Here is a 25,375-nt window from a genome sequence, read left to right as displayed (position 1 = left end):
CGGGGTGGCGGGAACGGCTTTCAGCTCGGCCGAAGATACCGCAGGAGCCGAATAGGTGTAGGTTGTCGGGTACCGTGTCGGCGGGCCGCCCGGAAGACGCAGCGTCGATCTCCCCCCGCGGACACTCACCTCCACCGTAAGCTGACGACCGCAGGGATGTGCAGTGGCTACGAGCCTGGAACGTCCAGCAAACAACCTCCACGGAAGTGGCAGTGTTCCGTACGGACGGACGGGGACGCAGGTGGCCGGTGCTCGCGTAGGCGGTGACCCCCAGCTGGTCACGAACGGCGCCACCCGCCGCACCTGGCGACGCCTCGTCCGCGCCTCGAACTGGCACCGCTACTACCAGGGCGCCCTCGTCGGGGTCGACCTGCTCGCCGCCCTGCTCGCCACCGTCATCGCCGTCAACCTCACCCACTCCCCGGCCGCCGGGTTCAACACCGACGACCAGCTCCACTTCTTCTACCTGACGGTCTGGCTGGTGCTGCCCCTCGCGTGGCTGCTCGCCCTGTGGGGCACCGGCTCCTACGACCGCCGGTACTTCGGCATGGGCAACGAGGAGTTCAAGCGCGTCATCCGCGCCTCCATGTTCATGCTCGCCCTGGTGTCGTTCGCGGCCCTGACCTTCAAGGCCGACGTGTCACGTGTCGCGGTCGCGGTCATCCTCCTGGTGGCGGCCGTCCTCGTGTGCGGCTTCCGCTACGGCGCCCGGTACGGCCTGCACAAGATGCGCCTCGCCGGGAAGGGCGTGCAGCGGGTGCTGCTCATCGGCGCCTACCCCGAGGCGCTGGAGGTGTACCGGACGGTGCGCCGCGCGCCCGCCGCGGGCCTCGTGCCCGTGGGGATATACGTCACCGAGGGCGCCTCCTCGGTCCGCAACCTCGACACCCCGGTCCCGGTCTTCGCCGGGACCGACGTCGTCACCTGCGCCGAGCGCCTCGAAGCGGACACGCTCGCCGTGTGCGGCTCGGCCTCGGCCGACGCCGCCGACCTGCGCCGCCTCGCCTGGCAGCTCGAAGGGACCGGCCGCGACCTGGTCGTGGCCCCCGCGCTCACCGACATCGCCGGCCCCCGGGTGCACATCCGCCCCGTCGAGGGCCTGCCGCTGCTGCACGTCGAGGAGCCGAAGATCTCCGGCATCGGCTGGCTGATCAAGAACATCCTCGACATCTCCTCCTCGACGTTCGGGCTGATCCTGCTGTCGCCGCTGTTCCTGGCCGTGGCGATCGCCATCAAGGCCGACAGCCCCGGGCCCGTGTTCTTCCGCCAGAACCGCGTCGGCCGCGACGGCGAGACGTTCTCGTGCTGGAAGTTCCGCACCATGTACATCGACGCGGAGGAGCGCCAGGCCGCGCTCATGATGCACAACGAGACCGACGGCCTGCTGTTCAAGATGAAGGACGACCCGCGCATCACCAAGGTCGGCAAGTGGCTCCGCCGCACCTCGATCGACGAGTTCCCGCAGCTGATCAACGTCGTCCGCGGCGAGATGAGCCTGGTCGGCCCCCGGCCGCTCCCGGCCGAGAACGGCGACTTCCTCGGCGACGTGCGCCGGCGCCTGCTCGTGCGCCCCGGCATCACCGGCCTGTGGCAGGTCTCGGGCCGCTCCGACCTGTCCTGGGACGACGCGGTCCGCCTGGACCTGTACTACGTCGACAATTGGTCCCTCACGACCGACCTCCAGATCCTGTTCCGCACGGTCGCCGTAGTATTGCGCCGAAAGGGCGCGTACTGACGGGCACACGGGCGTGCGTTGAGCGAACGCACAGCCTGCGCCCAGGTGAACGCCAGGCCAACCCTGATAATCTGGGATCTTGATGACTACTTACGGAACCGGCAGCCGCATCCTCGTGACGGGCGGCGCGGGCCTGGTGGGGAGCCACCTGGTCGACGCGCTCCTGGCGAAGGGCTGCGACGTGACCGCTGTCGACAACTTCTCCACCGGCTCGAAGGCCAACCTCGACCCCCACGACCGCCTCACGGTGGTCGAGGCCGACGTCACCGAGGGCCTGCCCGTCGGCGACGCGCCCTTCGACGCCGTCCTCCACTTCGCGTGCCCGGCCAGCCCGGTCGACTTCGAGACCCTCCCCGTCGAGATCCTCCGCGTCGACTCCGTCGGCACGCTGCACGCGCTCGACCGCGCCCTCGCCGACGGCGCCCGCTTCCTCATGGCCTCCACCTCCGAGGTGTACGGCGACCCGCTCGTGCACCCGCAGCCGGAGTCCTACTGGGGCAACGTGAACCCGATCGGCGTCCGCTCCTGCTACGACGAGGCCAAGCGCTTCTCGGAGGCCGCGGTCGCGGCCTACCACCGGCACAAGGGCCTCGACGCGGCGATCGTGCGGATCTTCAACACGTACGGCCCGCGGATGCGCCCCGACGACGGCCGCGTCATCCCGAACTTCATCTCCCAGGCCCTCGCGGGCGAGCCGCTGACGGTCTACGGCGACGGGTCCCAGACCCGCTCGCTGTGCTACGTCGACGATCTCGTGAACGGGCTGGTCCTGCTCCTGGAGTCCGGCGAGTACGGCCCGGTCAACCTCGGCACCGAGTACGAGCTGACCGTGGGCGAGATCGCCGAGGTGATCCTGCGGCTCACCGGCTCGTCCTCGACGATCGAGTACACCGACCGGCCCTCCGACGACCCCGAGCGCCGCCGCCCCGACCTCACCGCGGCCCGCGACCTGCTCGGGTACGAGCCGCAGGTCCACTACGAGTCCGGTCTCAAGGCCACCATCGACTACTTCGCGGCGCGGCGCGCTGCGGGGAAGCTCACCGCCGTTTAAGCGTGCTCCGAGGATCCGCGCCGCGTGCGCGGTCCCGGAAGGCGGGCGGACACCACGTAAGCTGGCACCATGACGTATACCGGTTCCAACTACCGCGGCAGCGCCTCGGTGCCGCCCGCGGGCGGCGGCGGGGGCGCGCGCGTCGCCTCGGCGGCGGGCGGCGGACCGACCCGGCGGGGCCTCATCGGCTCCGGGATCGGCCTGGTGGCCTCGATCGCGGCCACCGGCGGCGGCTTCGCGATCTGGTCGACCGCCAAGACCACCGACGCCGACCTCGAACGCCCCTTCGACCTGGAGGCGATCCCCGAGGACGAGCGGCCCGACCGGCTCAACGGGGCCCTGAACATCCTCGTCATCGGCTCGGACCACCGCGAGGGCAACGCCGAGGAGGACGCCCGCTCCGACACGGTCATCCTCATGCACGTCAACGAGGACGGCACCGAGGCGTACGGCGTCTCGATCCCGCGCGACCTCTACGTGCACATCCCCGAGTACGCCGAGGCGAGCAACTACCCCGAGTACACCGGCTCGAACTCGAAGTTCAACTCCGCGTACGCGTGGGGCGGGGTCACGCTGACCGTGCTCACCGTCGAGGAGCTGACGGGCGTGCGCGTCGACCACGTCGTGGAGATCGACTTCGCGGGCCTGGTGCAGGTCGTCGACGCCCTCGGCGGCGTCACGATCGACATCGAGCCCGCCGACGCGCCGGACTACTACGACGAGAACGGCGTCACCTCGATCCACGGCGAGCACCGCTACTTCGAGGCCGGCCCGCTGCTGCTGAACGGCGAGGAGGCGCTCGACTACGTGCGCCAGCGGTACCAGTGGAACCGCGGCGACTTCGCGCGCATGCAGCACCAGCAGGAGCTCATCAAGGCGATCATGGACTCCGCGCTCAGCGCCGGCGTCCTCACCGACCGCGGGAAGCTCACCAGCTTCATCGAGTCCACCTCGGACGCGGTCAAGGTCGACACCGAGTTCAACGTGGTGTCGACCGCGATCAGCCTCATGGACCTGCGCAGCGACGACCTGGTCTTCATGACCACGCCGAACCTCGGCACCGACACGTTCGACGGCGAGTCGGTCGTGGTCTACACGTACGACCTCGACAACCCCGAGGGCGACAACCCGGAGGCGACGAGCCTCTGGGAGGCCGTCCGCGAGGACACCGTCGGCGACTGGGTCGCGGCGAACCCCGCGGACGAGGAAGAGTAGCCGCGGACCAACAGCCGCAGCAGAAGCGCTCGCGCGAAGGGCCCGGCCGTCAGGCCGGGCCCTTCGCCGTCCCGGTGCCGGTGCGTCCCCGATGGTCCGATGTGGCTGCCGGGTTCATCGATTCTGTTGCGCCCATTGGTACTCGTGTGTCTGCATGGCATGATCCCCAAGCCCGGCAGTGTGATCAAGGTCGTACGATGTGCGCAACGTTCCTTCGACGAAGAGGCTGAGCCATGGCAGACAACGACGAATACGTGCCCGACTTCGACATCTCCAGGCCGACCATCGCCCGCGTCTACGACGCGATCCTCGGCGGCAAGGACAACTTCGCGGCCGACCGCGAGGGCCGGGACGCCTACGTGAAGTACGTGCCCAACGCCAGGGACGTCGCGCTCGACAACCGCGAGGGCCTCCGCAAGGGCGTCGAGTACATCGCCAAGCAGGGCGTCGACCAGTTCCTCGACATCGGCGCGGGCCTGCCCACCATGCAGAACACCCACCAGATCGCCCAGGGCGTCAACCCCGAGGCGACGGTGGTCTACGTGGACAACGACCCGATCGTGCTCGCGCACGGCCGGGCCCTGCTGGCCACCAACAAGTCCACGACGATCGTGACCGCCGACCTCCGCGACCCCGAGAGCATCCTCAACAATGAGGAGGTCAAGGCCCACATCGACTTCACCCGGCCCATCGGGCTCATGGTCGTGGGCCTCCACATGCACTTCCACGACGACGAGCAGCCCGACGAGTGGGTGCGCGTCCTCGTCGACGCCTGCCCCAGCGGGTCCTACCTGCTCATCACCGACTTCGTCAACACCGGCGAACCGCTCCAGAAGGCCATCGAGCAGGCCGGCCTGGAGTCCCTGGGCAACGGCTGGATCCGCACCCCCGAGCGGATCAAGGAGCACTTCCTGGGCCTGCCCCTGGTCGACGACAAGATCGACTTCATCCCGCGCTGGTTCCCCGGCGAGCCCGAGAAGGAGGTGCCCGCGGTCGAGGACATCGAGCCGTGGCACAAGATCATGATGGGCGGCGTCGCCCGCAAGCCGTAGGACGCAGGACGCTGATCGACGGCGCGCGACCGGTGGTCGCGCGCCGTCGGCGTGTGCGGGCACGGGCCGTCCCGGACGGTGTCTCACCCGATGGGGTGAATTCATGGAAGTCGCACCCGGGCGTCCAGCGGGCGCCGAGGGTCACCGGAACCGAAGAACGATCACTAAGAGTAGTGGTCCCGGATGATCCGGTTGATGATGTCGGGCGTCTCGCGCGGCTGGGCGGCCTGGACGCACAGGTGCTCCATCGCCGCCTGGTAGGCGTCCACATCGGCGTCGCGGTCGAGGTACAGGCCGCCGGTGAGGTGCTCCATGTAGATGACGTCCTTGAGCTCCGGGTACGCGAAGCGCAGCCAGGTGAACGGCGCGCCGGCGCCGGAGTGGGCGCCGCTGGAGAACGGGACGATCTGGATGCGCACGTTCGGGCGGTCGCACGCCTCGATGAGCGAGATGAGCTGGTCGCGCATGACGCCGCGCCCGCCGAAGGGCCGGTGCAGCGCGGCCTCGTCGATGACGGTCCACAGTGTGGCCGGGTCGTGCTCGCGGTCGAGGACCTTCTGGCGTGCGATGCGCACGTCGATCCGGTAGTCGATCTCCTGGAGCGGGGTGTGCCCGTAGCCCAGCATGAGCAGCGAGCGGGCGTAGTCGCGGGACTGGAGCAGGCCCGGCACCAGCTGCACCTCGTAGGTGCGGATGGTGGACGCGGCGGTCTCCATGTCCAGGTAGGTGCTGAACCAGTCGGGCAGCGCCTCGCCGTAGCGGTGCCACCAGCTCGGCCGGTTGGCCTCGCGGCACAGCTCCAGGACGCGCTCGACCTCGGCCTCGTCGGTGACGCCGTACATGACCATGAGGTCTTCGACGTCCCCCTGAGCCGGAACGAGACCCGTCCCAGCTCCATCCGGCTGATCTTGGACTCGGAGCCGCGGATCTCGTAGGCGGCCTCGCCGCGCGTGATCTTCGCGGCCTCGCGGAGGCGGCGGAGCTGGCCGCCGATGATCATCCGCAGTGCTGTGGGCCCTGTCGGGGTGTCCTCTTTGCTCGCCGTCCTGCTCACCTCCTCCTCCAGCGGTCGCGCCGGCGGGAACGACTCACCCTGACAGGGTAGCCCGTCGGGCCCGTCCTGCCAGGGTGAGTGTGCAGCCCTTGGGCTTCCGGCTTCCGGCCCTAGACGATCAGGTCGTCGAACTCGCCGTCCTTCGCACCCTCGACGAGGGCGCGGATCTCGGCGACCGTGTAGACGAGGGCGGGACCCTCGGGGAAGCGGGAGTTGCGCACCGCGATCTCGTCCCCGCCGGGGAGCGGCGCCAGCTCGACGCAGTTGCCGCCGTTGGGGCCGCTGCGGCTGCTCTTGCGCCAAGTGAGCGACGAGGGGAGTTCCCCTGCCGGGATTCCATTGCGTGCCTTGTCCATAGAGATTCCTTCCACCAGTGGCCGGTAGGTCCGGCCGGATTCTCTCGTGCCTTGACCGGCTGCCGGAGGCGTGGAACCGGGGGCCGCGGGAATACCAGGCGGTGACCTCAGCGGACGATTCCGACATCCCCGTAGTCGATCGGATCAAGTGTCGCACATTACACACAGTCACTGCACGGGAGGATGGGCGCGCAGATGCACGTGCATCTGCCCGGTGTCGATGCATGTTACGATGAATGTGACAATGCACATAGACACGGCCGCGGAAGGTGTGCGACCGTTGTCACGGACTCAAAAGCCGCTAACCGACGTTCCGGGAAGCGACAGGCGGAACCATCCGAAACCTCCGGTTTCGGACCGGCAATCGCCTTCGTGGAAGGGCGTCGCGCATCGCACAACCGAACACGCCAGTCGTCGTCATGCAGAGCCTGGCCGGGCCCCGCTCCGGTGAGGCCCGATCGTCGCCCGGAGAGGGGTTGGGTGCCATATGGAACGTCTCGAGGCGCAGACGTTGCTCCAGGCAGCCGCGGCAGGCAAGCTGCGGAGTTCGATGTGCCAGCAGGTGATGGCCATCGAGTACGACCGCAGCGGCCAGGTGCTCTACCGGTGCGCCCGCTCCTGCGGCAAGCACACCGCGGACGCCGCCCAGGTCCAGGCAGGACTCCTGTGGCACTACCGCGGACGCAGCATGGGGGAGCACTACGGGCTCCCCGACGAGGACATCGTGGACGACATGTTCGCCTCGCTCCAGCTCGCCTGGATCCGGGACGGCGACATCTACACGGCGCGCTTCCGCTTATCGGAGCGCGCACCCGAGACTTTGCTCCAGTTGGTGGGATAGAGCTTCGGGGAGGCCGGTGGGGGCCTCCCCGAGCTCTTCACCAAGACCTGAACACATCGCGAACAGTGCTGACACACTGAAAAACGGGCGGGACCCCAGCGGCCCCGCCCGTTCTCGCGTCTTCAGTTCGCGTCTTCAGCCGCTGCCCCGTTCGGCACGGCGCGGCGGCGGTACTGTCCGGAGCCTGCTCCTCCTACAGGCGGCGGGCCCGGCGCAGGGCCAGGGCGCCGCCGGCGATCGCCAGGAGGGCCGCGATCCACAGGCCCGCACCGGGTCCCGTGATCGGGAGCGCCGGGCGCGCGTCGTCAGCGCCGTCGTCAGCGGCGTCGTCGGTCTTGTCGTCGCCCACCGGCTCGGCCTGCGGGGGCTCGGGGGTGCACTCGACCGAGAACGCGGGGCCGGTCACGTCGCCGTCGACGACTTCGAGGTCCTGGACCGTCGCCCCGTCGACCGGGAAGTGCTCGTCGGTCACGATGCGCACCTGGTAGGAGCCGGGGAAGACCTTCGGGAAGGTGAACGCGCCGTCGACCGGCTCGGCCACGACCGGGTCGCCGTTCTCGTCGGTGACCGGGTCGCCGTTCGCGTCGAGCAGCTCCAGGCTCACCTCGCCGGCCATGTCGTCGCAGTGGCCCACCACGTCGCCGGGGTCGGTGCCGGGCGCGGGCGCGCTCACCAGGACCGGCTCGATCTCGGTGACCACCTCGTGCGCCTCGGCGGCGGTCCAGAGCTGGAACATGGGGATGCCGCTCATGCGGGAGAACGTGAACGTCAGCGAGGCCACCGAGGCCGTGGGCTGGAACCAGCCGGTCGGTCCGGTGGTGTCGCCGTTGTTCTGGCCCCGCAGGGTCATGGTCCCGGCGTCCCAGGTCGGCTGGTCCGTGGCCGCGCTCGCGCACCCGGCCGGCCGCGGGGAGTTCTGGCAGAGGTTGAACGAGCCCTGGTAGCCGAGGTCGGCGGCGCTGAGGGGGTTCCCGCCCGCGTCGGTGCCGGAGATCCGGACCATGTCGACGTCGATGTCGCCCAACGCGAACGCCCACTTCGCGGCGGGCGTCGGCGTGTCGAACGCCAGCGTCGTGGTCGAGGGCAGGTTGCCCGAGGTGGTGCCGATGCCGATGTAGCCCTGGTCCCGCGAGGAGCCGTAGGCGGCGCCGAACGGCGTGCCGTCGCCCATCCAGATGGACTTGCCCGAGGGCGTGGTGACCGGCGAGCCGTCGGTGGTCAGGTCCGCCGCCGGGAAGCCCGCGGCCGGGGCCGCCATGCGGTACTCGCCGCCGCCCCCGCTCCACGCCGCGTACCCGGGCCCGGCCGCTGCGGCGGCCGAGGGGGCGAGCACCGCCGCGGCGACCGCGGCGGCGATGGTCCCGATTCGTATCCATTGTGAACTTTGTTTCCGCATGGCACGATCGTTGCAAATCGCGGCGCCGGAACGACCGCGCGACACGCGGGGGAGCGCCGGGGCGGGCCCGTCCAGGGGCCGGTCAGCCCATCCTGATGTCGGCGCGACCGCTGCCCTGGTAGCCCTCGGTCGCCAGGATCATGTAGTGGTCGAAGGACCCCAGCCGCATGCCGCGGCCCGTCCACGCGTCGAAGTGCGCGCCCGTGGTGATCGCGCCGCCGGTGCGCTTGGCGCGGCGCACGCTCCAGAACTGCGCGAAGGTCGTGGTGCCTTCCACGGACGGGGCGTTGTAGCGGACCGTCTCGTACACGTCGTAGGTCCCGCCGTCGCTCGACACCGCACCCTTGTGGACGCCGGTCGGGCGGAAGGCGCCCCAGTCGTCGACGATGAAGTACTCCACCAGGGGGTTCGCGGTCCAGCCGTAGACGCACACGTACCCGTTGCCGGAGGGCGCGAACTCGCCCGACCACTCGACCGTGCGCCTGCCGCCCCGCGCCCAGCCCTTGCCGCACACGAAGTTCCCGGTGCTCTCCCACGCCACCGAGTACTCGCCGCCGGGGCCGAGGGTCATCGCGCACGTGCCCGGCGAGTCGGTCCAGAAGGAGTGGAAGTACCCGCCCTGGGTCCCGGTCCGGTTCGCGGCCACCGTGGTCGGCGCACCGGCCGCGGGGAGGAGCGCCGGCCCGCCGGGCGCGAGCGGTCCGGCGCCGCCGCGCAGGAGGCCGCCGCGGCCGAACGGGTTCCGGGGCCGTGCGGGGGAGGGGTCCGGGCGCGCTGCGGGCATGCGTCCTCCAGTCGATCGAGGAGATTCGATGCGATCAGTATCGGCACGGCCGCGCGGGCGCGTCAACGATTATCGGGACGTTTCGGAACCTCATCCGGAAGTCACCCCGGAAGTCCCGGACCTCAGGCGACCAGGTCGCCCTCGACCTCGAGCCCGCCGTGCGCCACGAGCCAGCGCACCGACTCCAGGACCGCGGCCTCCGGCTGGTACGCGGGGGCGTAGCCGAGCAGGGTGCGGGCCTTCTCGATGGAGAGGCAGTGGCTGCGGTACAGGTGCTCCCAGGCGGTCCGGCCGTGCTCCTCGGTGGTGCCCGCGCGGAACTCGTCCCAGGTGGCGCTCTCCAGGACCGCCTCCCGCCCGAACCAGCCCGCGGCGATCTGGGCGTAGCCGCGGACGTTCAGCGCGGTGGGGGCCACGACGTGGAAGTCCTCGCCGCGCGCGGCCTCGGGGTGGGCGATCGCGAGCTCGAAGCCCTGGGCGACGTCGTCGGCGTGCACGTGGTGCATGGTCTCGGCGCCGTCGCCGGGGACGCGCAGGGGCCGCCCGGCCGAGAGGGTCCGCCAGACCCCGGGGTCGAGGTTGCCGACCGGTCCGATCGGGTGCCAGCCGGGGCCGACGATGTGGCCTGGGTGCAGCGAGGTGGTGGCGAGGCCGCCGCCCTCGGTCTCGGCCTTGAGCATGCGGGCGATGCGGTCCTTCTCGATCCCGTACTCGCCGAACGGCGCCGTGCCCTCGCCCTCGGCGATGGGGGACTTGCGGCTGGGGCCGTAGCGCCACACGGTGCCGCAGTGGAGGAGGTGCCCGGTGGCGCCGCGGAGGCGCTCGACCAGGGCGGTCGCGGAGTCGAGGGTGAAGCAGACGAGGTCGACGACCGCGTCGGGGCGCAAGTCTGCAACGGTGTCGCCGAAGACGCCCTCGGCGTCCTGGCGCTCGCGGTCGGCGGCGACCTGCTCGACCTCGCGCCACTCGGGCGCGTCGGCGTAGGCGGTGCGGGTGCCGCGGCTGATGTTGACCACCTGGTGGCCGGCGCGCACGAGCCGGGGGACGAGGTACGTCCCGATGTGCCCGCTGCCTCCGATGACGACGACCTTCATGCCGCGCTCCCCTCTCGCCGAGACCGATGGACCCGGCCGCGGCCGGTGCCTGGACGCTCGGGAGGGCGGGCGCGGCCCGGTCGGGGAGGTCTGGTGGTGCCCCAGGCAGGATTCGAACCTGCGACGCACGGTTTAGGAAACCGACGCTCTATCCCCTGAGCTACTGGGGCGACGAGAGCCGAGTCTAGCCGATGGGCCGGGCGCGGGCGAGGCGGCGCAGCTCGACGGCGGCGAGCCTGGCGGTCTCGGCGGCGTCGTCGTCGGGCTGCTGCTGGGAGCGGCGCTCGGCGTCGACGCGGTGCAGGTAGGTCTCGACTTCGAGGGCGCGGCGGGGGTCCTCCCAGCCGAGGACGGCCCCGGCGAGCGCGGCGGCGTCCATGGCCGCGCGGGTGCCGCGGTCGAAGGACTCGATGGAGAGGCGCAGGCGCCGGGTGAGCAGGTCGTCGAGGTGCAGCGCGCCCTCGTAGCGGGCCGCGTAGACGACCTCGGCGCGCAGGTACTCGCTGTCGGCGAGGGGCCGGGCGAGCTGCGGCTGCTCGGCGATCATCGCCAGCAGCTGCGGCGCGAGGCACCCGTAGCGGCGCAGCAGGTGCTCGACCGTGGCGACGGAGGTCTTGGCGCGCTTGGCGATCCGTGCGCGGTTGTCCCAGTAGACCGCGTAGCCGTCGGCGCCGAGGAGGGGGAGGAGGTGGGTGCCGCTGGCGGGGACGTCGGGGCCGAGGTGCGCGGCGGCGGCGTCGATCGCGTCCCTGGCCATGATCCGGTAGGTGGTGAGCTTGCCGCCCGCGATGAAGTACAGCCCCGGTTCGGGCCGGACGACGGCGTGCTCGCGGCTGAGCTTCGAGGTCTCCTCGGTCTCGCCGCGCAGGAGCGGGCGCAGGCCCGCGTAGACGCCCTCCACTTGGGACACGTCGAGGCGGCGGCCGAGGACGTCGCTGGCCTGCTGGAGCAGGTACGCGACGTCGCTCGCGGAGGCCGCGGGGTGCGCGGGGTCGAGGTCCCATTCGGTGTCGGTGGTCCCGATGAGCCAGTGCCGGTCCCACGGGATGATGAACAGGACGCTCCACTTCGTCCTCGAGATGATGCCCGCCGAGCCCCGGATCGCGGCGCCGGGGAGCACGAGGTGCACGCCCTTCGACGCCTTGACCGCCATGCCGGTGCGCTCGGGGAGCATCCGCGCGAGCTCGTCGCTCCAGACCCCGGCCGCGCAGACCACGGTGCGCGCCTTCACGGTCCGCTTCGTCCCCGACTCGACGTCGAGGACCTCCACGCCCGAGAGCCGCCCGCCTTCGCGCGCGAACCCGACCGCCTGGGCCGAGGTGACCACGGCGGCGCCGAGCGACGCGGCGGTCCGCGCCAGCGCCACCACGAGGCGGGCGTCGTCGACCTGGGCGTCGTAGTAGCGGATCGCGCCGCGCACTCGCGGGTCCAGGTCGGGGAACGCGCGCAGCGCGCCCGCCCGCGACAGGTGCCGGTGCCACGGCAGGCCCCCGCGGCCGGCGCCGGCCGATCCGAGGCTCATCGCGGTGGCGAGCACGTCGTAGGCGGCGACGCCCGCGCCGTAGTACCCCCGCTCCCAGATTCCCTTGAGCGGCAGGAGGAAGGGCACGGGCCGCACGAGGTGGGGGGCGAGGCTCCCGGCGAGGAGGCCGCGTTCGGTCAGGGCCTCGTGGACCAGGCCGAGTTCGAGCTGCTCCAGGTAGCGCAGGCCGCCGTGGACGAGCTTGCTCGACCGCGAGGAGGTGCCCGAGGCCAGGTCGCGGGCCTCGACCAGGGCGGTCTTCAAGCCCCGGGAGGCCGCGTCGAGGGCCGCCCCGGCGCCGGTGGCGCCGCCGCCGACCACGACCACGTCGAACACGTCGCGTCCCAGCCGCTCCAGATCCGCCCGCCGCCGCTCCGGGGAGAGGCGGCCGGCCTGGGACCGGGTCCACGAGGCGGGCGTGCGCATGCGTTCACGATACGTGCAGCGAGCTGGGCTGACACCGGTCTCCGCGCACTCGGCGCGTAAATTGGAGGGGTGAGCACGCACCCCCCCTCGCGCCCGGACAAGCTCACCGTCGTCGCCCGGTTCCTCCAGTACAAGCTGCGGGTCCCGGTCATCGTGGCGGTGGCCGCCTCCATCCCCGCCGTGTTCCTCACCGTCTGGACCGACGGGAACGTCGCGTTCGCGGGCAAGGCGATCGGCTGGGCGGCGGGCGCCGTCCTGTGGTTCGAGTCGGTGGTGCTGCTGTTCGCGGCCGAGCACAAGCGCGACTGGCTGTGGCGGCACAAGTGGATGCTCGCGGTGTGCGCGCTGACCCTGGTGAGCCTCGTGCTCGCCGCGGGCGGCGCGCAGGTGCTGCGCCTGGCGTACCTGCTCGGGACCATCAGGGCGCTGCGCGCCAAGCGGATCTTCGACGCCGCGGGGATCCTCGCGCGGCGCCTGAGCCTGGGCCTGTGGTGGAAGTCGGGCCTGTTCACGGGCGCGGGCGTGGTCGCCGCCGCCATCGCGGCGGTGCTGCTGTTCGACCCCGACGCGGAGTACCGCGAGCTCCTGCACTGGTTCGATGCGAACCTGCGGCTGCTGCCGATCCTCCTCGCGGGCGCGGTGCTCGCCGTCGCCACGTGGTACTTCGTGCGCGCCCGCGCCGTCGCGCGCCGCGCGGCCCGCACCCCCGCGGCGGCCGCCGCGGTCGTGGTGAAGGCAGCCGGGGTGGAGGCAGCCGGGGTGGAGGCGGTCATGGCGGGGGCGTCCGGGGTGACAGCGGCCGGGGTGACTGCAGCCGAGCCGGAGCCGCCCGCCGCCGTGCCCGAGCCGCGCCTGCCGGAGGTCCCCCTGGAGGCCGCGGTCGCGGTCGAGGCGGCCGAAACCCCCTGAGATCGTCCTTCCTCGACTCCACGTCGGATTCGAGTAGGCTCGGGCGCGTGGATACCGACCTGATCACCCTGACCGGACTGCGCGTCCACGGGCGCCACGGCGTCTTCGACTTCGAGCGGGACGCCGGGCAGGACTTCATCGTCGACGTCTCCCTCCGCACCTCCACCGCGCTCGCCGCCGCCACCGACGACCTCAAGCACACCGTCGACTACGGCGCGCTCGCCGACACGCTCGCCCAGATCGTCGCGGGCGAGCCGGTCGACCTCATCGAGACCCTCGCCGAGCGCCTCGCCGCCGCGTGCCTCGCCCTCAACGGCGTCCACTCGGTTCAGGTCACCGTCCACAAGCCGCAGGCGCCGATCAACCAGCGGTTCGCCGACGTCGCCGTCACCATCGAGCGGAGCGCACCGTGAGCAGGGTCGTCTTCAGCATGGGCTCCAACCTCGGCGACCGCGAGGCCGCCCTGCGCGCCGCCATCGCGGCCGTCGCCCCCGCCGCGGTCTCGGAGGTGTACGAGACGCCGCCGTGGGGCGGGGACGACGAGCAGCCCGCCTACTACAACATCGCCGTCATCGCCGACGACCCCGAGCGCTCCGCACAGGACTGGCTCGCGCTCGGGCAGCGCCTGGAGGCCGAGGCCGGGCGCGTGCGCGACCCCGAGCGCCCCTACGGCCCGCGGACCCTCGACGTCGACCTCATCGCGGTGTGGGACGGCGCCGGCCCCGTCCGCTCCGACGAGCCGCACCTGCGGCTGCCGCATCCGCTCGCGCACCTGCGGGCGTTCGTCCTGGTCCCGTGGTTCGCCGTCGACCGCGACGCGGAGCTGCCCGGGAAGGGCCGCGTGAGGGACCTGCTACGCGACGAGACCGTGGCGGCGGACGCGCGCGCGCTCCGCCGACTTCACCCGATATGGTCAGAGCATCATGAGTGACGGGAAGCACGGTCCGAGCCCGAGCCTTCGACCGACCTCGCCGTCCACCCTCGCGGTGGCGGCACTCGTCGGGGCCGCGTTCACGCTGCTCCTCGTCGCCCGCTTCTACCAGCGGGCCCCCGACCTCGCCTGGTACAACTCCGTGGTCGTCCTCGCCCTCGCCGCGCTCCTCGCCTGGCTCGCCTGGACCACCCGGAAGGCGCTGCGCCCCAACAAGAAGCGCCTCCAAGCGGCCGCGATCGACGGGAGCGACCCGTCGCCCGCCCCCGGACGGCTGGACGGTCCGGAGCACGCGCTCCAGATCGCCCGCTTCGCCGTCCTCGGCAAGGCCGCCTCGATCGCCGGGGCCGCGTTCTTCGGCGCGTACCTCGGCTTCACCGTGTGGCTGGCGGTCCAGGCAGGACGCCTCACCGCCGCCGCCGACGACCTCCCCCCGGCGGTGCTCGGCACCGTCGCGTGCGCCGTGCTCACCGCGGCCGCGGTCTGGCTCGAGCACTCCTGCCGAATCCCCCCGCAGGACCGCGACGACGACCGCCCCGACCGACCCTGACCCGACCCCGAACCGACCCCGCAGCGCCGGACCCATCCCCCCATATCCCCAATAGCTCGCGCGTTTAGAGGTGCGCCCCATGAAATTCGACTCCCCATCCCGAAGCGGCGACACGACCTCGCAGATGAAGACCGTCCCGGCGGGCGGCGACGACACCGCCCCCGACCGCATGGCCGTCCACGTGGTCTGGGAGATCGGCCTGCTGCTCCTCGGCGGCGGCGTGCTGTTCGCCCTCACCCGCTCCACCGGCGGGCCCTTCGCCGAGGGCGGCTTCACCGCGTTCACCGCCGCGCTCGCGCCGGTCGTCATGCTCGCCTGCGCGATGGCCGTGTCGCTGCGCGTCGGCGCCGTCAACCTCGCCGTCGGACCGATCGCGCTGCTCGCGGCGTGGATGTTCGTCGACGCGTCGGGCTCCGGCTCCGCCATGGCGCTCGCCGTCGGCCTCGGCGCGGCCGCGTTCACCGGCATCGTCCTCGCCACCCTCACCGCGTGGCTGCGCGCCCCCGGCTGGGCCGCGAGCGGCGCCGTCGGCGGCGCGATCGGCCTGTGGGCCGGCACCTCCGGCGACCCGGGAGCGTTCTCCCTCGCCGAACTGCCCGGCACCGGCGCCCTCGCCGCGCTCGCCGGCGCGGCGGGCATCTCGCTGTTCCTGGGCCTGATCGGCGCGTTCGCGGGCATCCGCGCGCGGCTCGCCCCGATCCGCGACACCCCGGCCGGCGAGCGGCACGGGCGCGGGGGACTGGTGTTCCTCGGCGTGCTGCTCTCCTCGTCCCTCGCGGGCGCCGCGGGCGTCGTCACCGCCTGGACCTCGGTGCCCGACGCGGGCGCCGCCGGGCTCCCCGACCCGATCCTGCTCACGGTGCTCGCGCTCGGCGCGGCGCTCCTGGGCGGGACCAGCCTCATGGGCCGCCGCGGCGGCGTGTGCGGCACCGTGTTCGCCGCGCTCCTGGTCCTGGGCCTCATGTGGCTCGCCGAGGCGCGCGGCTGGAGCTTCGACCCGAGCTGGATCGCGCTTGGCGCCATCGTCGCCGGGTTCCTCGTGACCCGCCTCGTGGAGGCCATGAACCAGGTCGACGAGGTCGAGGCCGCCTCGACCTCCCGCGCCGGGTCGGTCGACGACCTGCGCGACGAGGACCCGCGCGACACCGGCTCCTACGAGCGCTACGACGAGGACCTGGCCGACCTCGGCTCCGGCGGCGACCCGTGGACGAACACGGGCGGCATCCGGACCACCGGCGGCATCCCCAAGGCCGCGCCCGCCGCGGACCCGTTCGGGGCCTCCGGGGCCTTCGACGACCTGCGCGACGGGTACGGGACCCGCTTCGACACCGACCGCCGCTACGGCCGCTGACCCACCGCCCTCACTACCCCGTAGAGGACATCGATCATGACGTACGTACCGCCCGACCGCGACGACCAGGCGCTGGACCAGACCCAGCGGCTCGACATCGCGAGCCCCGGCCTGCCCGCCATCGGCAACGGGGTCGACAACATGAGCGCCCAGCCGGTCGACCCGTTCGCGGGCCGGCCCGCGGTGACCGTCGGCTACGCCGAGGCCGCCCCGCCCGCGCGGGACCGGGTGGTCTTCCAGTTCGTCTGGGAGGCCATCCTCCTGCTGCTGACCTTGAACGCGCTGTTCCTGGTCTACCAGCGCCGCGAGGAGATCCTCGGCGGCGCCGTCACGTTCGACGCCGTCGAGGGCCAGCTCGCCGCGCTCACGCCGCTGCTGCTGCTCGCCACCGGCTTCGCGCTGACGCTGCGCCTGGGCGCGGTGAACCTCGCCGTCCCGGCCATGCCCGGACTGGTGATCGCGCTGCCGGAGCTGTTCGTGGGCGACAACCCCCTGGTGGGCCTGGCCTACACGGCCGGCGCCGCGGCGGTGCTCGCGGTCCTGTTCACGATCCTCACCGTGGTCCTGCGCATCCCCGCCTGGCTCGCGGGCGTCGCCTCCCTGGTGGTCATCGCCGGATCCTTCGCGGCCCTGGGCAAGCTCTCGGGCGCGGTCGGCGCCGACGGGGCCGGCACCTGGACGGACCCGGGTGCGCTCTGGCTCTTCCTCGGCGCGGCGGCCCTGTCGATCGCGGGCGGGCTCCTCGGCCTGGTCCCGGCGGTGCGCGACCGATTCAGCCGCGTCAAGGGCGCGGCGGACGGCACAGGCGACCGCGAGGGCGGCTCGGTGGCCGTGCTGCTGGGCGGGACGTTCCTGGCGCTGCTGCTCGGCGCGCTCGCCGGGTTCCTGCCGGCGGTGTTCGCGCTGGAGACCGGCGTCGCCGGGATGTTCCAGGCCAGCCCCGACGCGCTCGTGCTCGGGCCGCAGGTGCTCATCGTGGTGTTCCTGGCCGGGACCAGCCCGTGGGGCCGGCGCGGTGGCGTCTTCGGCACGGTCCTCGCCGCGGTCGCGGTGTGGTCGCTGTCCCTGGTGTGGGCGAGCCTCGACGAGCGGTTCATGGAGTGGACCGGCGCGGTCTACGCGGGCCTGCTCCTCCTCGGCCTCTTCGTCTCCTTCGGCCTCGACCGCCTCGGCCGCCCCAAGGAGTATGCCGACGTCGAGTCCGACACCGCCGAGATGTCCCCCTACGACAACGACGGCACCGGCCTCTTCGAACCCACCCTCCCGGACGCCACCACCGCGGCCCGGTAATACCTGCATACTGAAGCGGGGCCGCCCGATGGGCGGCCCCGCTTCAGTATGCGGGCGAAGGAGACCGCGTCTCAGACCACGATGACGCGGATGCCGGCCTCTTCGAAGCCGCGGAGCTGGTCGGCGGGGGCGTTGCCGTCGGTGACGAGGGTGTGGACGCGGTCGGTGGGGCAGATGCGGGCGAAGGCGTGGCCGCCGATCTTGGAGCCGTCGGCGATGACGACCACCTTGCGGGCGCGCGCGGCCATGAGGGCGTTGATCGCCGCCTCGCCCTCGTGGTGGCTGGTCGCGCCGAGCTTGTGGTCGATGGCGTCGACGCCGAGGAACGCGATGTCGAGCGTGATCTCGCGCAGGATCGGCGCCGCGAGCGGCCCGATGAGCTCGTAGGACTGCGGCCGCACGACGCCGCCGACGACGACCACCTTGAGGTGGGGCCGCACGATGAGCTCGTTGGCGATGTTGAGCGCGTTGGTGACGATCGTCAGCCCGGTCGAGCCGGGGGTGGCGACGAGGTCGGTGCGCATCGCGAGGGACCGGGCCACCTCGGTGATCGTGGTGCCGCCGTTGAGGGCGATGACCTGCCCGGGGCTGACGAGGCCGGCCGCGGCGGTGCCGATGCGGTGCTTCTCCTCCACGTGCCGGGCGGTCTTGTAGCGCAGCGGCAGGTCGTAGGAGATGCCGCCGGCGACCGCGCCGCCCCTGGTGCGGGTGATCATCTGCTGCTGGGAGAGCTGGTCGAAGTCGCGCCGGATCGTCGCCTGCGAGACGCCGAGCCGTTCGGCCGCACCCTCCACTGTGATGCGTCCGGTCTCTGCGAGGATCTCCAGCAGGGTGTTCCACCGGGCGTAGCGGTCCACGTCGCTCCTCGGATGTCGGGACGGGGCGGGCCGCCGCCGTCTGCACGATAGTGTTCGAAGTATGCTCTGAGGCGCTCGGGCCGTGCTCATGCGATGCTCGTGCGCTCACGGACATTGTGCCGCACCGGGGTGGGCCGACACACGCCGGATCGATTGGAAGGAGCGCCGGTGGACGGCGTCATGCTGCCGGCCGTAGGCCGGATCGTCACCCCCGACGGCATCGTCAACGGGACCCTGATCGTCGACAGCGACCGCTTCGAAGGCGTCCTCGAGCGCGAGGGCGAGCCCACCGGGTGGGTGCTCCCCGGCTTCGTCGACGCCCACTGCCACGGCGGCGGCGGCTTCTCGCTCGCCAACGGCGACCCCGACTCGGCGCGGGCGGCGGCCGGGTTCCACGCCTCGCGGGGGACGACCACGGTCGTCGCCTCCCTGGTCTCCCAGACCCACGAGTTCCTGCTCGACGCCACCAAGGCCCTCGCCCCGCTCGCGGCCGAGGGCGTCATCGCGGGCGTCCACTACGAGGGCCCCTACATCTCGGCCTCCAAGTGCGGCGCCCACGCCAAGGAGGTCCTGCGCGACCCCGACCTCGGCGAGCTCGCCGAGCTCATCGCGGCCGGGCGCCTCGCGGACGGCGCCACCGCCGTCAAGATGGTCACCGTCGCCCCCGAGCTCACCGGTGCCCTGGAGGCCATCGAGTACCTCGACGGCCAGGGGGTCGTGCCCTCGATCGGGCACACCGACGCCTCCTACGAGGAGACGACCGCCGGGATCGACGCGGGCGCGCAGGCCGCCACGCACCTGTTCAACGCCATGCGGGCGTTCAACCACCGCGACCCCGGCCCGATCCCCGCGCTCCTGAACGACGAGCGGATCTTCTCCGAGGTCATCGCCGACCCCGTGCACCTGCACCCCGGTACGATGCGGTTCGCGTTCGACCTCTCGCTCCCGGCCTGGACCCTCCTGGTCTCCGACGCGATGGACGCCGCCGGGCTCTCGGACGGGCACTACGTCCTCGGCCGCCACGAGGTGGAGGTCAAGGACGGGACCGCCACCGTCGCGGGCACCGACGTCATCGCCGGGTCCACGATCACCCTCCTCGACGCCTTCCGCAACGCGGTGCGCCTCGCGGGCCAGACCGTCGAGGCCGCCTCGCAGATGGCCTCCGCGACCCCCGCCGAGCTGCTGGGCCTGCGCGAGGTCGGGGCGATCGAGACGGGGAAGTACGCCGACGCCGTGGTCCTCGACGACGACCTCAACCTGGTCTCGGTCATGCGCCGCGGCGCCTGGCTCCAGGTCTGAGCACCGCACGCGAGCGGGGCCGGGGCGAACGCCCCGGCCCCGCTTCCGTCGATGTCCTACATCGGCGCCGTGTTGTACATCGTGGCCGTGCCGCCCGCCCCGATGATGACGTAGATCAGGCAGAACGTGAAGAACGAGACGATGCCGAGCACCAGGCCGGTGATGGCGAACGGCTTGTTCGTCGCCTGGCCCTTGTTCGCGCGGGCCCACCCGATCGCGCCGAACACGATCGCGAGGACACCGAGCGGCCAGGAGAAGGCGTTCAGGCCCGGAACGAACGACAGCGCCACCGCGATGATGCCGAGCACCAGCGCGGCCTTGCCCAGGCCGTTCTTCACCTCCTGCCGCCCGTGGAGCGGCCCGTCGCCGTTGTACGGCGGCGGGGGCGGAGGCGGCGGCGGGACCGACCCGACGCCCGCGTACGGGCTGTACCCGGCGCCCGAGGGCGGGGGCAGCGGCGGCGCGGGCGGGATGCCGGCGGGCGGCGGCGTCTCGGGCACCGCGCGCGGCGCGCCCTCGCCGGTGTCGCTGAAACCGTCCGGGTTCCCCTCGGGCCCGCCGAGCGGCTGCTCGGGCGTCGCCTCGGGCCGGGCGAAGTCGGCCGGGGTGGTCTCGGGCCGCCCGCCGAACTGACCGGGCGTCCCTCCCGGGGCGCCGCCGACGGGCGGGCCCTCGGTGAAGCCGCCGGGCGTGCCGTCGTCGTTGCCGCTGAAGGGCGCCTGGTCCGGATCGGGCCGCGGGGACGACTCGGCGTTCGGGCTCCAGGCGTTCTCGTCGTCCTTCGGCAGCTCGGGTTCGGGCGGCTCGGGGGCCGGCGGGTAGGTCGTCATGGTGCCCTCCTCGGCTCGGATGCGCTCGCGGCGCCGATGCCCCGCAAGGTAACCCAAACCCCACTGACCGTGTGGCGAATCAGGGGATCCGGCCGGGGCCGCCGCCGATTCGAGAACTCCGTTCGGATTTTTTGGAGTTAGGGGTTTACTACCCGTCAGTAGACGAGTAGAAATGAGTTACGGATCCGGAAGGACTTCCAGGGGACACGGTCTCCAGAGATCGGAAGGATTCGGGCACCGCCGCCGAGCACCCACGTGCGACCTGAGCCGTCGGGAGGCACAGCGGGCCCAGCACCTAGGAGCAGGGCGCCGCTATAAAAGACTTCACGCTTGGTAACTCGGTCGGAAGTGCAGCTAGTTCGAGCGGCCCAGTCGAGGCGATTGACCGACTGGGCCGTGTCGTCTGCCCGCCAAGCGGTTCCGTGCCCGTCCCGGACCCCGCTCCGCGCCCCCTGTGTCCGAACTGACTGGGAACCGCGCGCCGCGGCTGCAAGAATGGGCCACGATGACCACGATCGCACCCGGCTGGTACGCCGACCCCGCCGACCCGTCCACCCAGCGCTACTGGGACGGCTCCGCCTGGGTCGGGAAGCCGATCCCCGCGGGAGCCGAGCCGCCCGCCGAACCCGAGCCGGTCGACCCCGAACCGGAGCCGCTTCCCCACTCTACTGTGGACAAGAACGTCCAGGAGCTCCCCCCGGACCCGCGCTTCGGCGCGGGCCCGCCGCCGAAGGTGATCCAGCGGACCCCCGGCGCCGTCCAGCCGCCCGGGACCGTCCCCATCCGGTCCCTCGGCGTCACCGTCGGCTGGATCTCGCACCGCGACGTCGACCGCATCCTCGAAGGCCGCGTCCTCGCCCACCCCGGGCACCGCTTCGTCGCCCGCATCGTCGACACCGTCGCCCTCCTGCTCCTCAACGCGGTCGTCAACGGCTACTTCATATACCAGTTCATGCAGACGGTCTGGCCGTACATGCTGGAGATGGCCGCCGCCGACGACCCCAACGACATCCAGCTCCCCGCCCGCGCCTCCGACCAGTGGTGGGTCGTCCTGCTCATCTCGCTCGGCCTGTGGTTCGCCTACGAGGTCCCCGCGACCCTCAACTCCGGGCAAACCCTCGGCAAGCGCCTCATGGGCATCAAGGTCGTCTCCCTCGCGCCCGCCGGGCTCGGCTGGGGCCGCCTGCTCCTGCGCTGGTCGTACGCGGCCCTGCCGCTCCTGTGCTTCCCCTTCGGCGCGATCCTCTGGATCATGGACGGGATATGGTGCACCCGAGACCAACCCTTCCGCCAGTGCCTCCACGACAAGTCGCCGGGAACGGCCGTCGTGGAGGCGGGACCCCAAAAGGAGCCCGCGCAATGACGACCGAGCCGATCCGCGAAGACCTCGCCGCGATCCCCCGCTACGTCCCCGGCAAGGCGCTGCCCCAGGCGCTCAAGCTGTCCAGCAACGAGGTCCCGTACGGGCCGCTCCCCGGGGTCGCCGAGGCGATCGCCGACGCGGCCGCGAACGCGCACCGCTACCCCGACATGGGCGTGACGCGGCTGCGGGACGAGCTGGCCGCGCGCCTCGGCGTCGGTGCGGAGCGCATCGCGACCGGGACCGGGTCGGTGGCCCTCATCGGCCACCTGCTCCAGGCCGTGGCGAGCCCGGGCAGCGAGGTCGTCTACTCGTGGCGGTCCTTCGAGGCGTACCCGATCGCCGCCACCGTCGCCGGCATGAAGTCGGTCCAGGTGCCCAACACCGCCGACCACCGGCACGACGTCGAGGCGATGATCGCCGCCGTCGGGCCGGACACGCGGGCGCTCATCGTCTGCTCGCCGAACAACCCGACCGGCCCCTCCGTGACCGCGGCCGAGCTCGACCGGATCTTCGCGGCCGTGCCCGAATCGGTGCTCGTCGTCATCGACGAGGCGTACCGGGAGTTCGTGAACGACCCGTCGCTGCCCGACGGTGTGGAGCGCTACGGGGACCGCCCGAACGCGGTCGTGTTCCGGACCTTCTCGAAGGCGTGGGGCCTCGCGGGCCTGCGGATCGGCTACATGGTCGCGCGCGCCGACGTCGCGGACGCGGTGCGGCGGTGCGTGATCCCCTTCGCGGTCAACGGACCCGGCCAGGCCGCGGCGCTCGCGGCTTTGGAGGCGGAGGACGAGATGCGCCGGCGCGCGGCGCTGGTGACCTCGGAGCGCAAGCGGGTCGTGATGGCGGCCCGGGACCTGGTGCCGGAGGTGCCGCAGACGCAGGCGAACTTCTTCTGGCTGCCCCTGGGGGAGCGCGCGGTCGAGTTCGCCGCGCACTGCGAGGAGCGGGGAATCCTGGTGCGGCCCTTCGCGGGCGACGGCGTCAGGGTGACGATCGGCCTGCCGGAGGAGAACGACGCGCTGCTGGAGGCGCTGCGCGACTGGCGGTGAAAGCGAGGGACCTTCGGGTCCGCTGTCGCCCCCGGATCAACAGTGCCCGGGGGGTACGACAATCGCGAGTGATCGTCTGGTTCGGTGTCGCCCCCGGATCAAATGTGCCCGGGGGGTACGACGGTTCGGCCGGATCGGCTCGGCCTCATCGGGTTCGGTGCGGCCGGAGCGGTCCAGCCCTTCCGTGTTCGACGAGTTTCCGGGCGCCCCACCGGCGCCCGGAGCCGGCTACTTGGCGGTGCGGTCGTTCTGGTCGCAGAACGCCTCGTACATCTCGGTGAGGGTCTGCTTCTGCCTGGCGGTGAGGTCCCGGTCGGTGGCGATCGCCAGCGGCGTCGCCGAGCCGTCCTCGCCCCGGCCGACGCCGGCGCGGAGGTACATGATCGGGGTGGTCATCCGCAGTGCCAGCGCAAGCTGGCGGAGCACCGCGCCGCTGGGGCGGCGCACGCCGCGCTCGCCCTGGAGGTAGGGGTTCGAGACCCCGGCGGAGTCGGAGAGCTCGCGGAACGAGACGTGGGCGCGTTTGCGCACGTCCCGGACGAATGAGCTGAAGTCGCGATCTGTCACCCGCGTCACCATACGCGCCCCGGGGCGGGTCCGCCACCTGGGCCCGCCTGACCTACCCGACATTCGGTACTACCGGCCGACACCGGGCTCACCCGATCAGACGATATGAAAGCGACTCGGGAGGCGGTTGCGTCTCAACCCCTCGCCGTCGTGTGAAGCCAGCCGATACCATCGGAAGTCGACGCGTAGTGCGTCCCCGCGACGCCAGACGAGGAGGGGAGAACCGGTGAGCGTTCTGCAACGCTTGGAAAAACAACTGGAGGGCCTGTTCGAGGGCACCTTCAACAAGATGTTCAAGGGCGTTGTGCACCCGGTCGAGATCGCCAGCGCCATGCAGCGCGAGGCCGAGACCCACAAGGCGGTCCTCGCCGGAGGGCGCGTGCTGGTGCCGAACCGATACGTCATCGACCTCTCGCCGCCCGACCACGACCGGCTGGCGCCGTACGCGGCGGCGCTGGCGCAGGAGCTCGCGCAGTCGCAGGCCGAGTTCATCGGCGAGAACGGCTGGACGGTGTACGGCGACGTCATCGTCGAGATCGAGCGCGGGGAGGGCCTGGACACGGGCATGTTCCGTGTGACGGCCGAGGTCGCGGCGCTGAACGAGGGCGTCGACCAGCCGGTGTCCGGGGGCGGTTACGGCCCCGCGCACCCGCAGGCCCCGACCGGTCCGGTGCTGGTGACGGCCGACGGCCGGCAGTTCTCGGTGGCGCACGGCGCCACGGTGATCGGCCGCGGGGAGCAGGCGCAGATCCGCCTGCCCGACGTCGGGATCTCCCGCCGCCACGTGCGCATCGACTTCGACGGCCGCCAGGTCTCGGTGACCGACCTGGGCTCGACGAACGGGACCCTGGTCAACGGCCAGCGGATCGCGACCGTGTCGATGCAGCCCGGCGACGTGATCCAGATCGGGACGACCTCGCTGACCCTCCAGGCGGGCTAGCGCCCACATGCCACGGCACGCCCCGACCCGCGAGGGTCGGGGCGCCGTCGTGTCAGAGGGCGCGCAGTACCAGGGGCGCAGTACCAAGAGCGCAGTGTCAGGGGCGCAGTGTCAGGGGATGCCCTGGCAGGGGGCGTGGTGCCGGAACGCGTGGTGTCGAGAGGCGTCGTGTCAGGGGCATGGCCGCCCACCGGTCCGGAGCGGCGCCGTCCTCGGCGGCACCGCCGTGTCCGGAACCCGCCTCCGGGGCGTTTCCTCTAGGGGCCCTTGCGCGTAGCGGTGGGATGACCGGGCCGGTTCGCCATCTCGGCTTCTCGCGCGCGCGCACGTGGGCTACCGTGTCTGAGACCGTTCGTTCATCCGCTGTGGGAGCACCGAATGCCTGAGATAGTCCAGACCGTCGCCCGGTTCGGTTTCCTGGTGCTGCTGTGGCTGTTCGTGTTCGCGGCGGCCCGGACCATCACCCGCGACCTCCTGGCGCAGCGGCGCCCCGCCGCGGCCGGCCCGGCCGCGGGCCCGGTGTCGGCGCCCCCGGCGCCGGGGAACCGCGGCGGCGCCCGCCCGCAGGCCGCCCAGGCGGCGCAGTGGCTGGTGGTGACCACCGGCGAGCTCCAGGGCCGCCGGTTCGTGCTGTCCGGCCAGCCGATCTCGATCGGGCGCGCGGCGGACTCGACGATCGTGATCCGGGACGACTTCGCGTCGAGCCGGCACGCGCGCGTCGTGCCCATGGACGGCCAGTGGGTCGTCGAGGACCTGGGCTCCACGAACGGGACGTACCTGGGGCGCGCTAGAGTCACCAGACCCACGCCGGTCCCGCTCGGGGTGCCCATCCGGATCGGGCGCTCCTCTTTCGAACTGCGCCCGTGAGCCCGAGAGCGACGCGGCGATGTCGGCATCGATCTGCGGGCGTGCC

24 protein-coding genes, 1 tRNA gene and 1 pseudogene are annotated in these 25,375 nt (G+C 72.2%); 16 read left to right on the top strand and 10 right to left on the bottom strand.

Translation table 11 applies throughout. From position 1 onward, the window contains the following. Positions 1–163: 163 nt before the first annotated feature. From BLS99_RS11450 to BLS99_RS11435, 4 genes are all read left to right on the top strand, one after another. The gene (locus BLS99_RS11450) at positions 164–1,735 is read left to right on the top strand and encodes a sugar transferase (protein ID WP_091048978.1); all 1,572 of its coding nucleotides are present in this window, start codon (positions 164–166) and stop codon (positions 1,733–1,735) included. Positions 1,736–1,817: 82 nt separating this feature from the next. Then, entirely contained in the window at positions 1,818–2,786 is a 969-nt protein-coding gene (locus BLS99_RS11445) for a UDP-glucuronic acid decarboxylase family protein (RefSeq protein ID WP_091048974.1), read from the top strand. A 69-nt stretch (positions 2,787–2,855) separates the two neighbouring features. After that, positions 2,856–4,001 (top strand): LCP family protein, encoded by a 1,146-nt coding sequence (locus BLS99_RS11440; protein WP_091048970.1) that lies wholly within the window; start codon positions 2,856–2,858, stop codon positions 3,999–4,001. Between the two features lie 233 nt (positions 4,002–4,234). Next, entirely contained in the window at positions 4,235–5,053 is an 819-nt protein-coding gene (locus BLS99_RS11435) for an SAM-dependent methyltransferase (RefSeq protein WP_091048967.1), read from the top strand. Positions 5,054–5,217: 164 nt separating this feature from the next. Here the strand turns inward: BLS99_RS11435 and BLS99_RS11430 are convergent. After that, positions 5,218–6,053 (bottom strand): annotated as a pseudogene (locus BLS99_RS11430) (helix-turn-helix domain-containing protein). Positions 6,054–6,217: 164 nt separating this feature from the next. Further along, positions 6,218–6,463: a DUF397 domain-containing protein gene (locus tag BLS99_RS11425; RefSeq protein WP_091048962.1), complete on the bottom strand. Its 246-nt coding sequence runs from the start codon at positions 6,461–6,463 to the stop codon at positions 6,218–6,220. 487 nt (positions 6,464–6,950) lie between these two features. On the opposite strand from BLS99_RS11425, the gene BLS99_RS11420 reads away from it, so the two are divergent. Further along, positions 6,951–7,304: a hypothetical protein gene (locus BLS99_RS11420; protein ID WP_091048955.1), complete on the top strand. Its 354-nt coding sequence runs from the start codon at positions 6,951–6,953 to the stop codon at positions 7,302–7,304. Positions 7,305–7,497: 193 nt separating this feature from the next. On the opposite strand, the gene BLS99_RS11415 is transcribed toward BLS99_RS11420, so the two are convergent. The 5 genes from BLS99_RS11415 to BLS99_RS11395 form a co-directional block, all read right to left on the bottom strand. Further along, a complete protein-coding gene (locus tag BLS99_RS11415; protein WP_143034766.1) occupies positions 7,498–8,700 on the bottom strand; it encodes a hypothetical protein in 1,203 nt (400 codons plus the stop codon). An 82-nt stretch (positions 8,701–8,782) separates the two neighbouring features. Next, the gene (locus tag BLS99_RS11410; protein ID WP_091048947.1) at positions 8,783–9,484 is read right to left on the bottom strand and encodes a glycoside hydrolase family 11 protein; all 702 of its coding nucleotides are present in this window, start codon (positions 9,482–9,484) and stop codon (positions 8,783–8,785) included. Positions 9,485–9,606: 122 nt separating this feature from the next. Further along, positions 9,607–10,578 (bottom strand): NAD-dependent epimerase/dehydratase family protein, encoded by a 972-nt coding sequence (locus BLS99_RS11405; RefSeq protein ID WP_091048944.1) that lies wholly within the window; start codon positions 10,576–10,578, stop codon positions 9,607–9,609. Positions 10,579–10,672: 94 nt separating this feature from the next. Continuing rightward, positions 10,673–10,748: transfer RNA gene (locus BLS99_RS11400), tRNA-Arg, on the bottom strand. A gap of 14 nt (positions 10,749–10,762) precedes the next feature. Then, positions 10,763–12,526, bottom strand: a complete 1,764-nt coding sequence (locus BLS99_RS11395) for a glycerol-3-phosphate dehydrogenase/oxidase (protein WP_091048940.1) — start codon at positions 12,524–12,526, stop codon at positions 10,763–10,765. A gap of 69 nt (positions 12,527–12,595) precedes the next feature. Here BLS99_RS11395 and BLS99_RS11390 point away from each other — a divergent pair, with 69 nt between their 5' ends. The 6 genes from BLS99_RS11390 (at position 12,596) to BLS99_RS11365 (ending at position 17,557) form a co-directional block, all read left to right on the top strand. Further along, the gene (locus BLS99_RS11390; protein WP_091048936.1) at positions 12,596–13,435 is read left to right on the top strand and encodes a hypothetical protein; all 840 of its coding nucleotides are present in this window, start codon (positions 12,596–12,598) and stop codon (positions 13,433–13,435) included. 47 nt (positions 13,436–13,482) lie between these two features. Then, on the top strand, positions 13,483–13,848 hold the full coding sequence (folB, locus tag BLS99_RS11385; protein WP_091048933.1) for a dihydroneopterin aldolase: 366 nt from the start codon (positions 13,483–13,485) through the stop codon (positions 13,846–13,848). Further along, entirely contained in the window at positions 13,845–14,366 is a 522-nt protein-coding gene (folK, locus tag BLS99_RS11380; RefSeq protein WP_091048930.1) for a 2-amino-4-hydroxy-6-hydroxymethyldihydropteridine diphosphokinase, read from the top strand. Before folB ends, folK begins: the two co-directional genes overlap by 4 nt. Continuing rightward, positions 14,359–14,916, top strand: coding sequence for a DUF3180 domain-containing protein (locus BLS99_RS11375; RefSeq protein WP_091048927.1), 558 nt, complete (start codon positions 14,359–14,361; stop codon positions 14,914–14,916). Before folK ends, BLS99_RS11375 begins: the two co-directional genes overlap by 8 nt. A gap of 79 nt (positions 14,917–14,995) precedes the next feature. Beyond that, entirely contained in the window at positions 14,996–16,267 is a 1,272-nt protein-coding gene (locus tag BLS99_RS11370) for a hypothetical protein (RefSeq protein WP_143034765.1), read from the top strand. Between the two features lie 36 nt (positions 16,268–16,303). Then, entirely contained in the window at positions 16,304–17,557 is a 1,254-nt protein-coding gene (locus BLS99_RS11365) for a hypothetical protein (protein ID WP_091048919.1), read from the top strand. Positions 17,558–17,628: 71 nt separating this feature from the next. On the opposite strand, the gene BLS99_RS11360 is transcribed toward BLS99_RS11365, so the two are convergent. After that, positions 17,629–18,414, bottom strand: coding sequence for a DeoR/GlpR family DNA-binding transcription regulator (locus BLS99_RS11360; RefSeq protein WP_091048916.1), 786 nt, complete (start codon positions 18,412–18,414; stop codon positions 17,629–17,631). A gap of 180 nt (positions 18,415–18,594) precedes the next feature. Between BLS99_RS11360 and BLS99_RS11355 the strand changes: the two genes are divergently transcribed. Beyond that, positions 18,595–19,713 (top strand): amidohydrolase family protein, encoded by a 1,119-nt coding sequence (locus BLS99_RS11355; RefSeq protein ID WP_091049634.1) that lies wholly within the window; start codon positions 18,595–18,597, stop codon positions 19,711–19,713. 56 nt (positions 19,714–19,769) lie between these two features. Here the strand turns inward: BLS99_RS11355 and BLS99_RS11350 are convergent, their stop codons facing one another. Further along, positions 19,770–20,543, bottom strand: coding sequence for a DUF4190 domain-containing protein (locus BLS99_RS11350; RefSeq protein WP_091048912.1), 774 nt, complete (start codon positions 20,541–20,543; stop codon positions 19,770–19,772). Between the two features lie 505 nt (positions 20,544–21,048). Here BLS99_RS11350 and BLS99_RS11345 point away from each other — a divergent pair. Both BLS99_RS11345 and hisC read left to right on the top strand, forming a co-directional pair. Continuing rightward, complete coding sequence (locus BLS99_RS11345) at positions 21,049–21,906, top strand: RDD family protein (RefSeq protein ID WP_091048907.1); 858 nt, start codon at positions 21,049–21,051, stop codon at positions 21,904–21,906. Next, positions 21,903–22,955: a histidinol-phosphate transaminase gene (gene hisC, locus BLS99_RS11340; protein ID WP_091048905.1), complete on the top strand. Its 1,053-nt coding sequence runs from the start codon at positions 21,903–21,905 to the stop codon at positions 22,953–22,955. The genes BLS99_RS11345 and hisC overlap by 4 nt, the downstream gene beginning before the upstream one ends. 228 nt (positions 22,956–23,183) lie before the next feature. Here hisC and BLS99_RS11335 read toward each other — a convergent pair whose 3' ends face one another. Further along, on the bottom strand, positions 23,184–23,522 hold the full coding sequence (locus BLS99_RS11335) for a helix-turn-helix domain-containing protein (protein ID WP_218126423.1): 339 nt from the start codon (positions 23,520–23,522) through the stop codon (positions 23,184–23,186). Positions 23,523–23,748: 226 nt separating this feature from the next. Between BLS99_RS11335 and BLS99_RS11330 the strand changes: the two genes are divergently transcribed. Together BLS99_RS11330 and BLS99_RS11325 are read left to right on the top strand one after the other, a co-directional pair. Then, the gene (locus tag BLS99_RS11330; RefSeq protein ID WP_091048899.1) at positions 23,749–24,462 is read left to right on the top strand and encodes an FHA domain-containing protein; all 714 of its coding nucleotides are present in this window, start codon (positions 23,749–23,751) and stop codon (positions 24,460–24,462) included. A 378-nt stretch (positions 24,463–24,840) separates the two neighbouring features. Continuing rightward, positions 24,841–25,329 carry an FHA domain-containing protein FhaB/FipA gene (locus tag BLS99_RS11325; protein WP_091048897.1) on the top strand — a complete coding sequence of 163 codons (489 nt, stop codon included), beginning with the start codon at positions 24,841–24,843 and terminating at the stop codon, positions 25,327–25,329. The last annotated feature ends 46 nt before the right edge of the window (positions 25,330–25,375 follow it).

This window comes from Glycomyces sambucus, from assembly GCF_900102815.1.
GTDB classification, from domain to species: Bacteria; Actinomycetota; Actinomycetes; order Mycobacteriales; family Micromonosporaceae; genus Glycomyces; species Glycomyces sambucus.
The sequence above is the reverse complement of the archived record's forward strand: the minus strand, read 5'-3'. Positions and strand labels throughout refer to the sequence as shown.

Coding starts and splice junctions, on each gene's coding strand:
- BLS99_RS11440 (WP_091048970.1), top strand. CDS start 2,856: ATGACGTATACCGGTTCCAACTACCGCGGCAGCGCCTCGGTGCCGCCC.
- BLS99_RS11405 (WP_091048944.1), bottom strand. CDS start 10,578: ATGAAGGTCGTCGTCATCGGAGGCAGCGGGCACATCGGGACGTACCTC.
- BLS99_RS11365 (WP_091048919.1), top strand. CDS start 16,304: ATGACGTACGTACCGCCCGACCGCGACGACCAGGCGCTGGACCAGACC.
- BLS99_RS11350 (WP_091048912.1), bottom strand. CDS start 20,543: ATGACGACCTACCCGCCGGCCCCCGAGCCGCCCGAACCCGAGCTGCCG.
- BLS99_RS11370 (WP_143034765.1), top strand. CDS start 14,996: ATGAAATTCGACTCCCCATCCCGAAGCGGCGACACGACCTCGCAGATG.
- BLS99_RS11425 (WP_091048962.1), bottom strand. CDS start 6,463: ATGGACAAGGCACGCAATGGAATCCCGGCAGGGGAACTCCCCTCGTCG.
- BLS99_RS11415 (WP_143034766.1), bottom strand. CDS start 8,700: ATGCGGAAACAAAGTTCACAATGGATACGAATCGGGACCATCGCCGCC.
- BLS99_RS11435 (WP_091048967.1), top strand. CDS start 4,235: ATGGCAGACAACGACGAATACGTGCCCGACTTCGACATCTCCAGGCCG.
- BLS99_RS11345 (WP_091048907.1), top strand. CDS start 21,049: ATGACCACGATCGCACCCGGCTGGTACGCCGACCCCGCCGACCCGTCC.
- BLS99_RS11410 (WP_091048947.1), bottom strand. CDS start 9,484: ATGCCCGCAGCGCGCCCGGACCCCTCCCCCGCACGGCCCCGGAACCCG.
- BLS99_RS11325 (WP_091048897.1), top strand. CDS start 24,841: ATGCCTGAGATAGTCCAGACCGTCGCCCGGTTCGGTTTCCTGGTGCTG.
- BLS99_RS11445 (WP_091048974.1), top strand. CDS start 1,818: ATGACTACTTACGGAACCGGCAGCCGCATCCTCGTGACGGGCGGCGCG.
- hisC (WP_091048905.1), top strand. CDS start 21,903: ATGACGACCGAGCCGATCCGCGAAGACCTCGCCGCGATCCCCCGCTAC.
- BLS99_RS11375 (WP_091048927.1), top strand. CDS start 14,359: ATGAGTGACGGGAAGCACGGTCCGAGCCCGAGCCTTCGACCGACCTCG.
- BLS99_RS11395 (WP_091048940.1), bottom strand. CDS start 12,526: ATGCGCACGCCCGCCTCGTGGACCCGGTCCCAGGCCGGCCGCCTCTCC.
- BLS99_RS11355 (WP_091049634.1), top strand. CDS start 18,595: ATGCTGCCGGCCGTAGGCCGGATCGTCACCCCCGACGGCATCGTCAAC.
- BLS99_RS11420 (WP_091048955.1), top strand. CDS start 6,951: ATGGAACGTCTCGAGGCGCAGACGTTGCTCCAGGCAGCCGCGGCAGGC.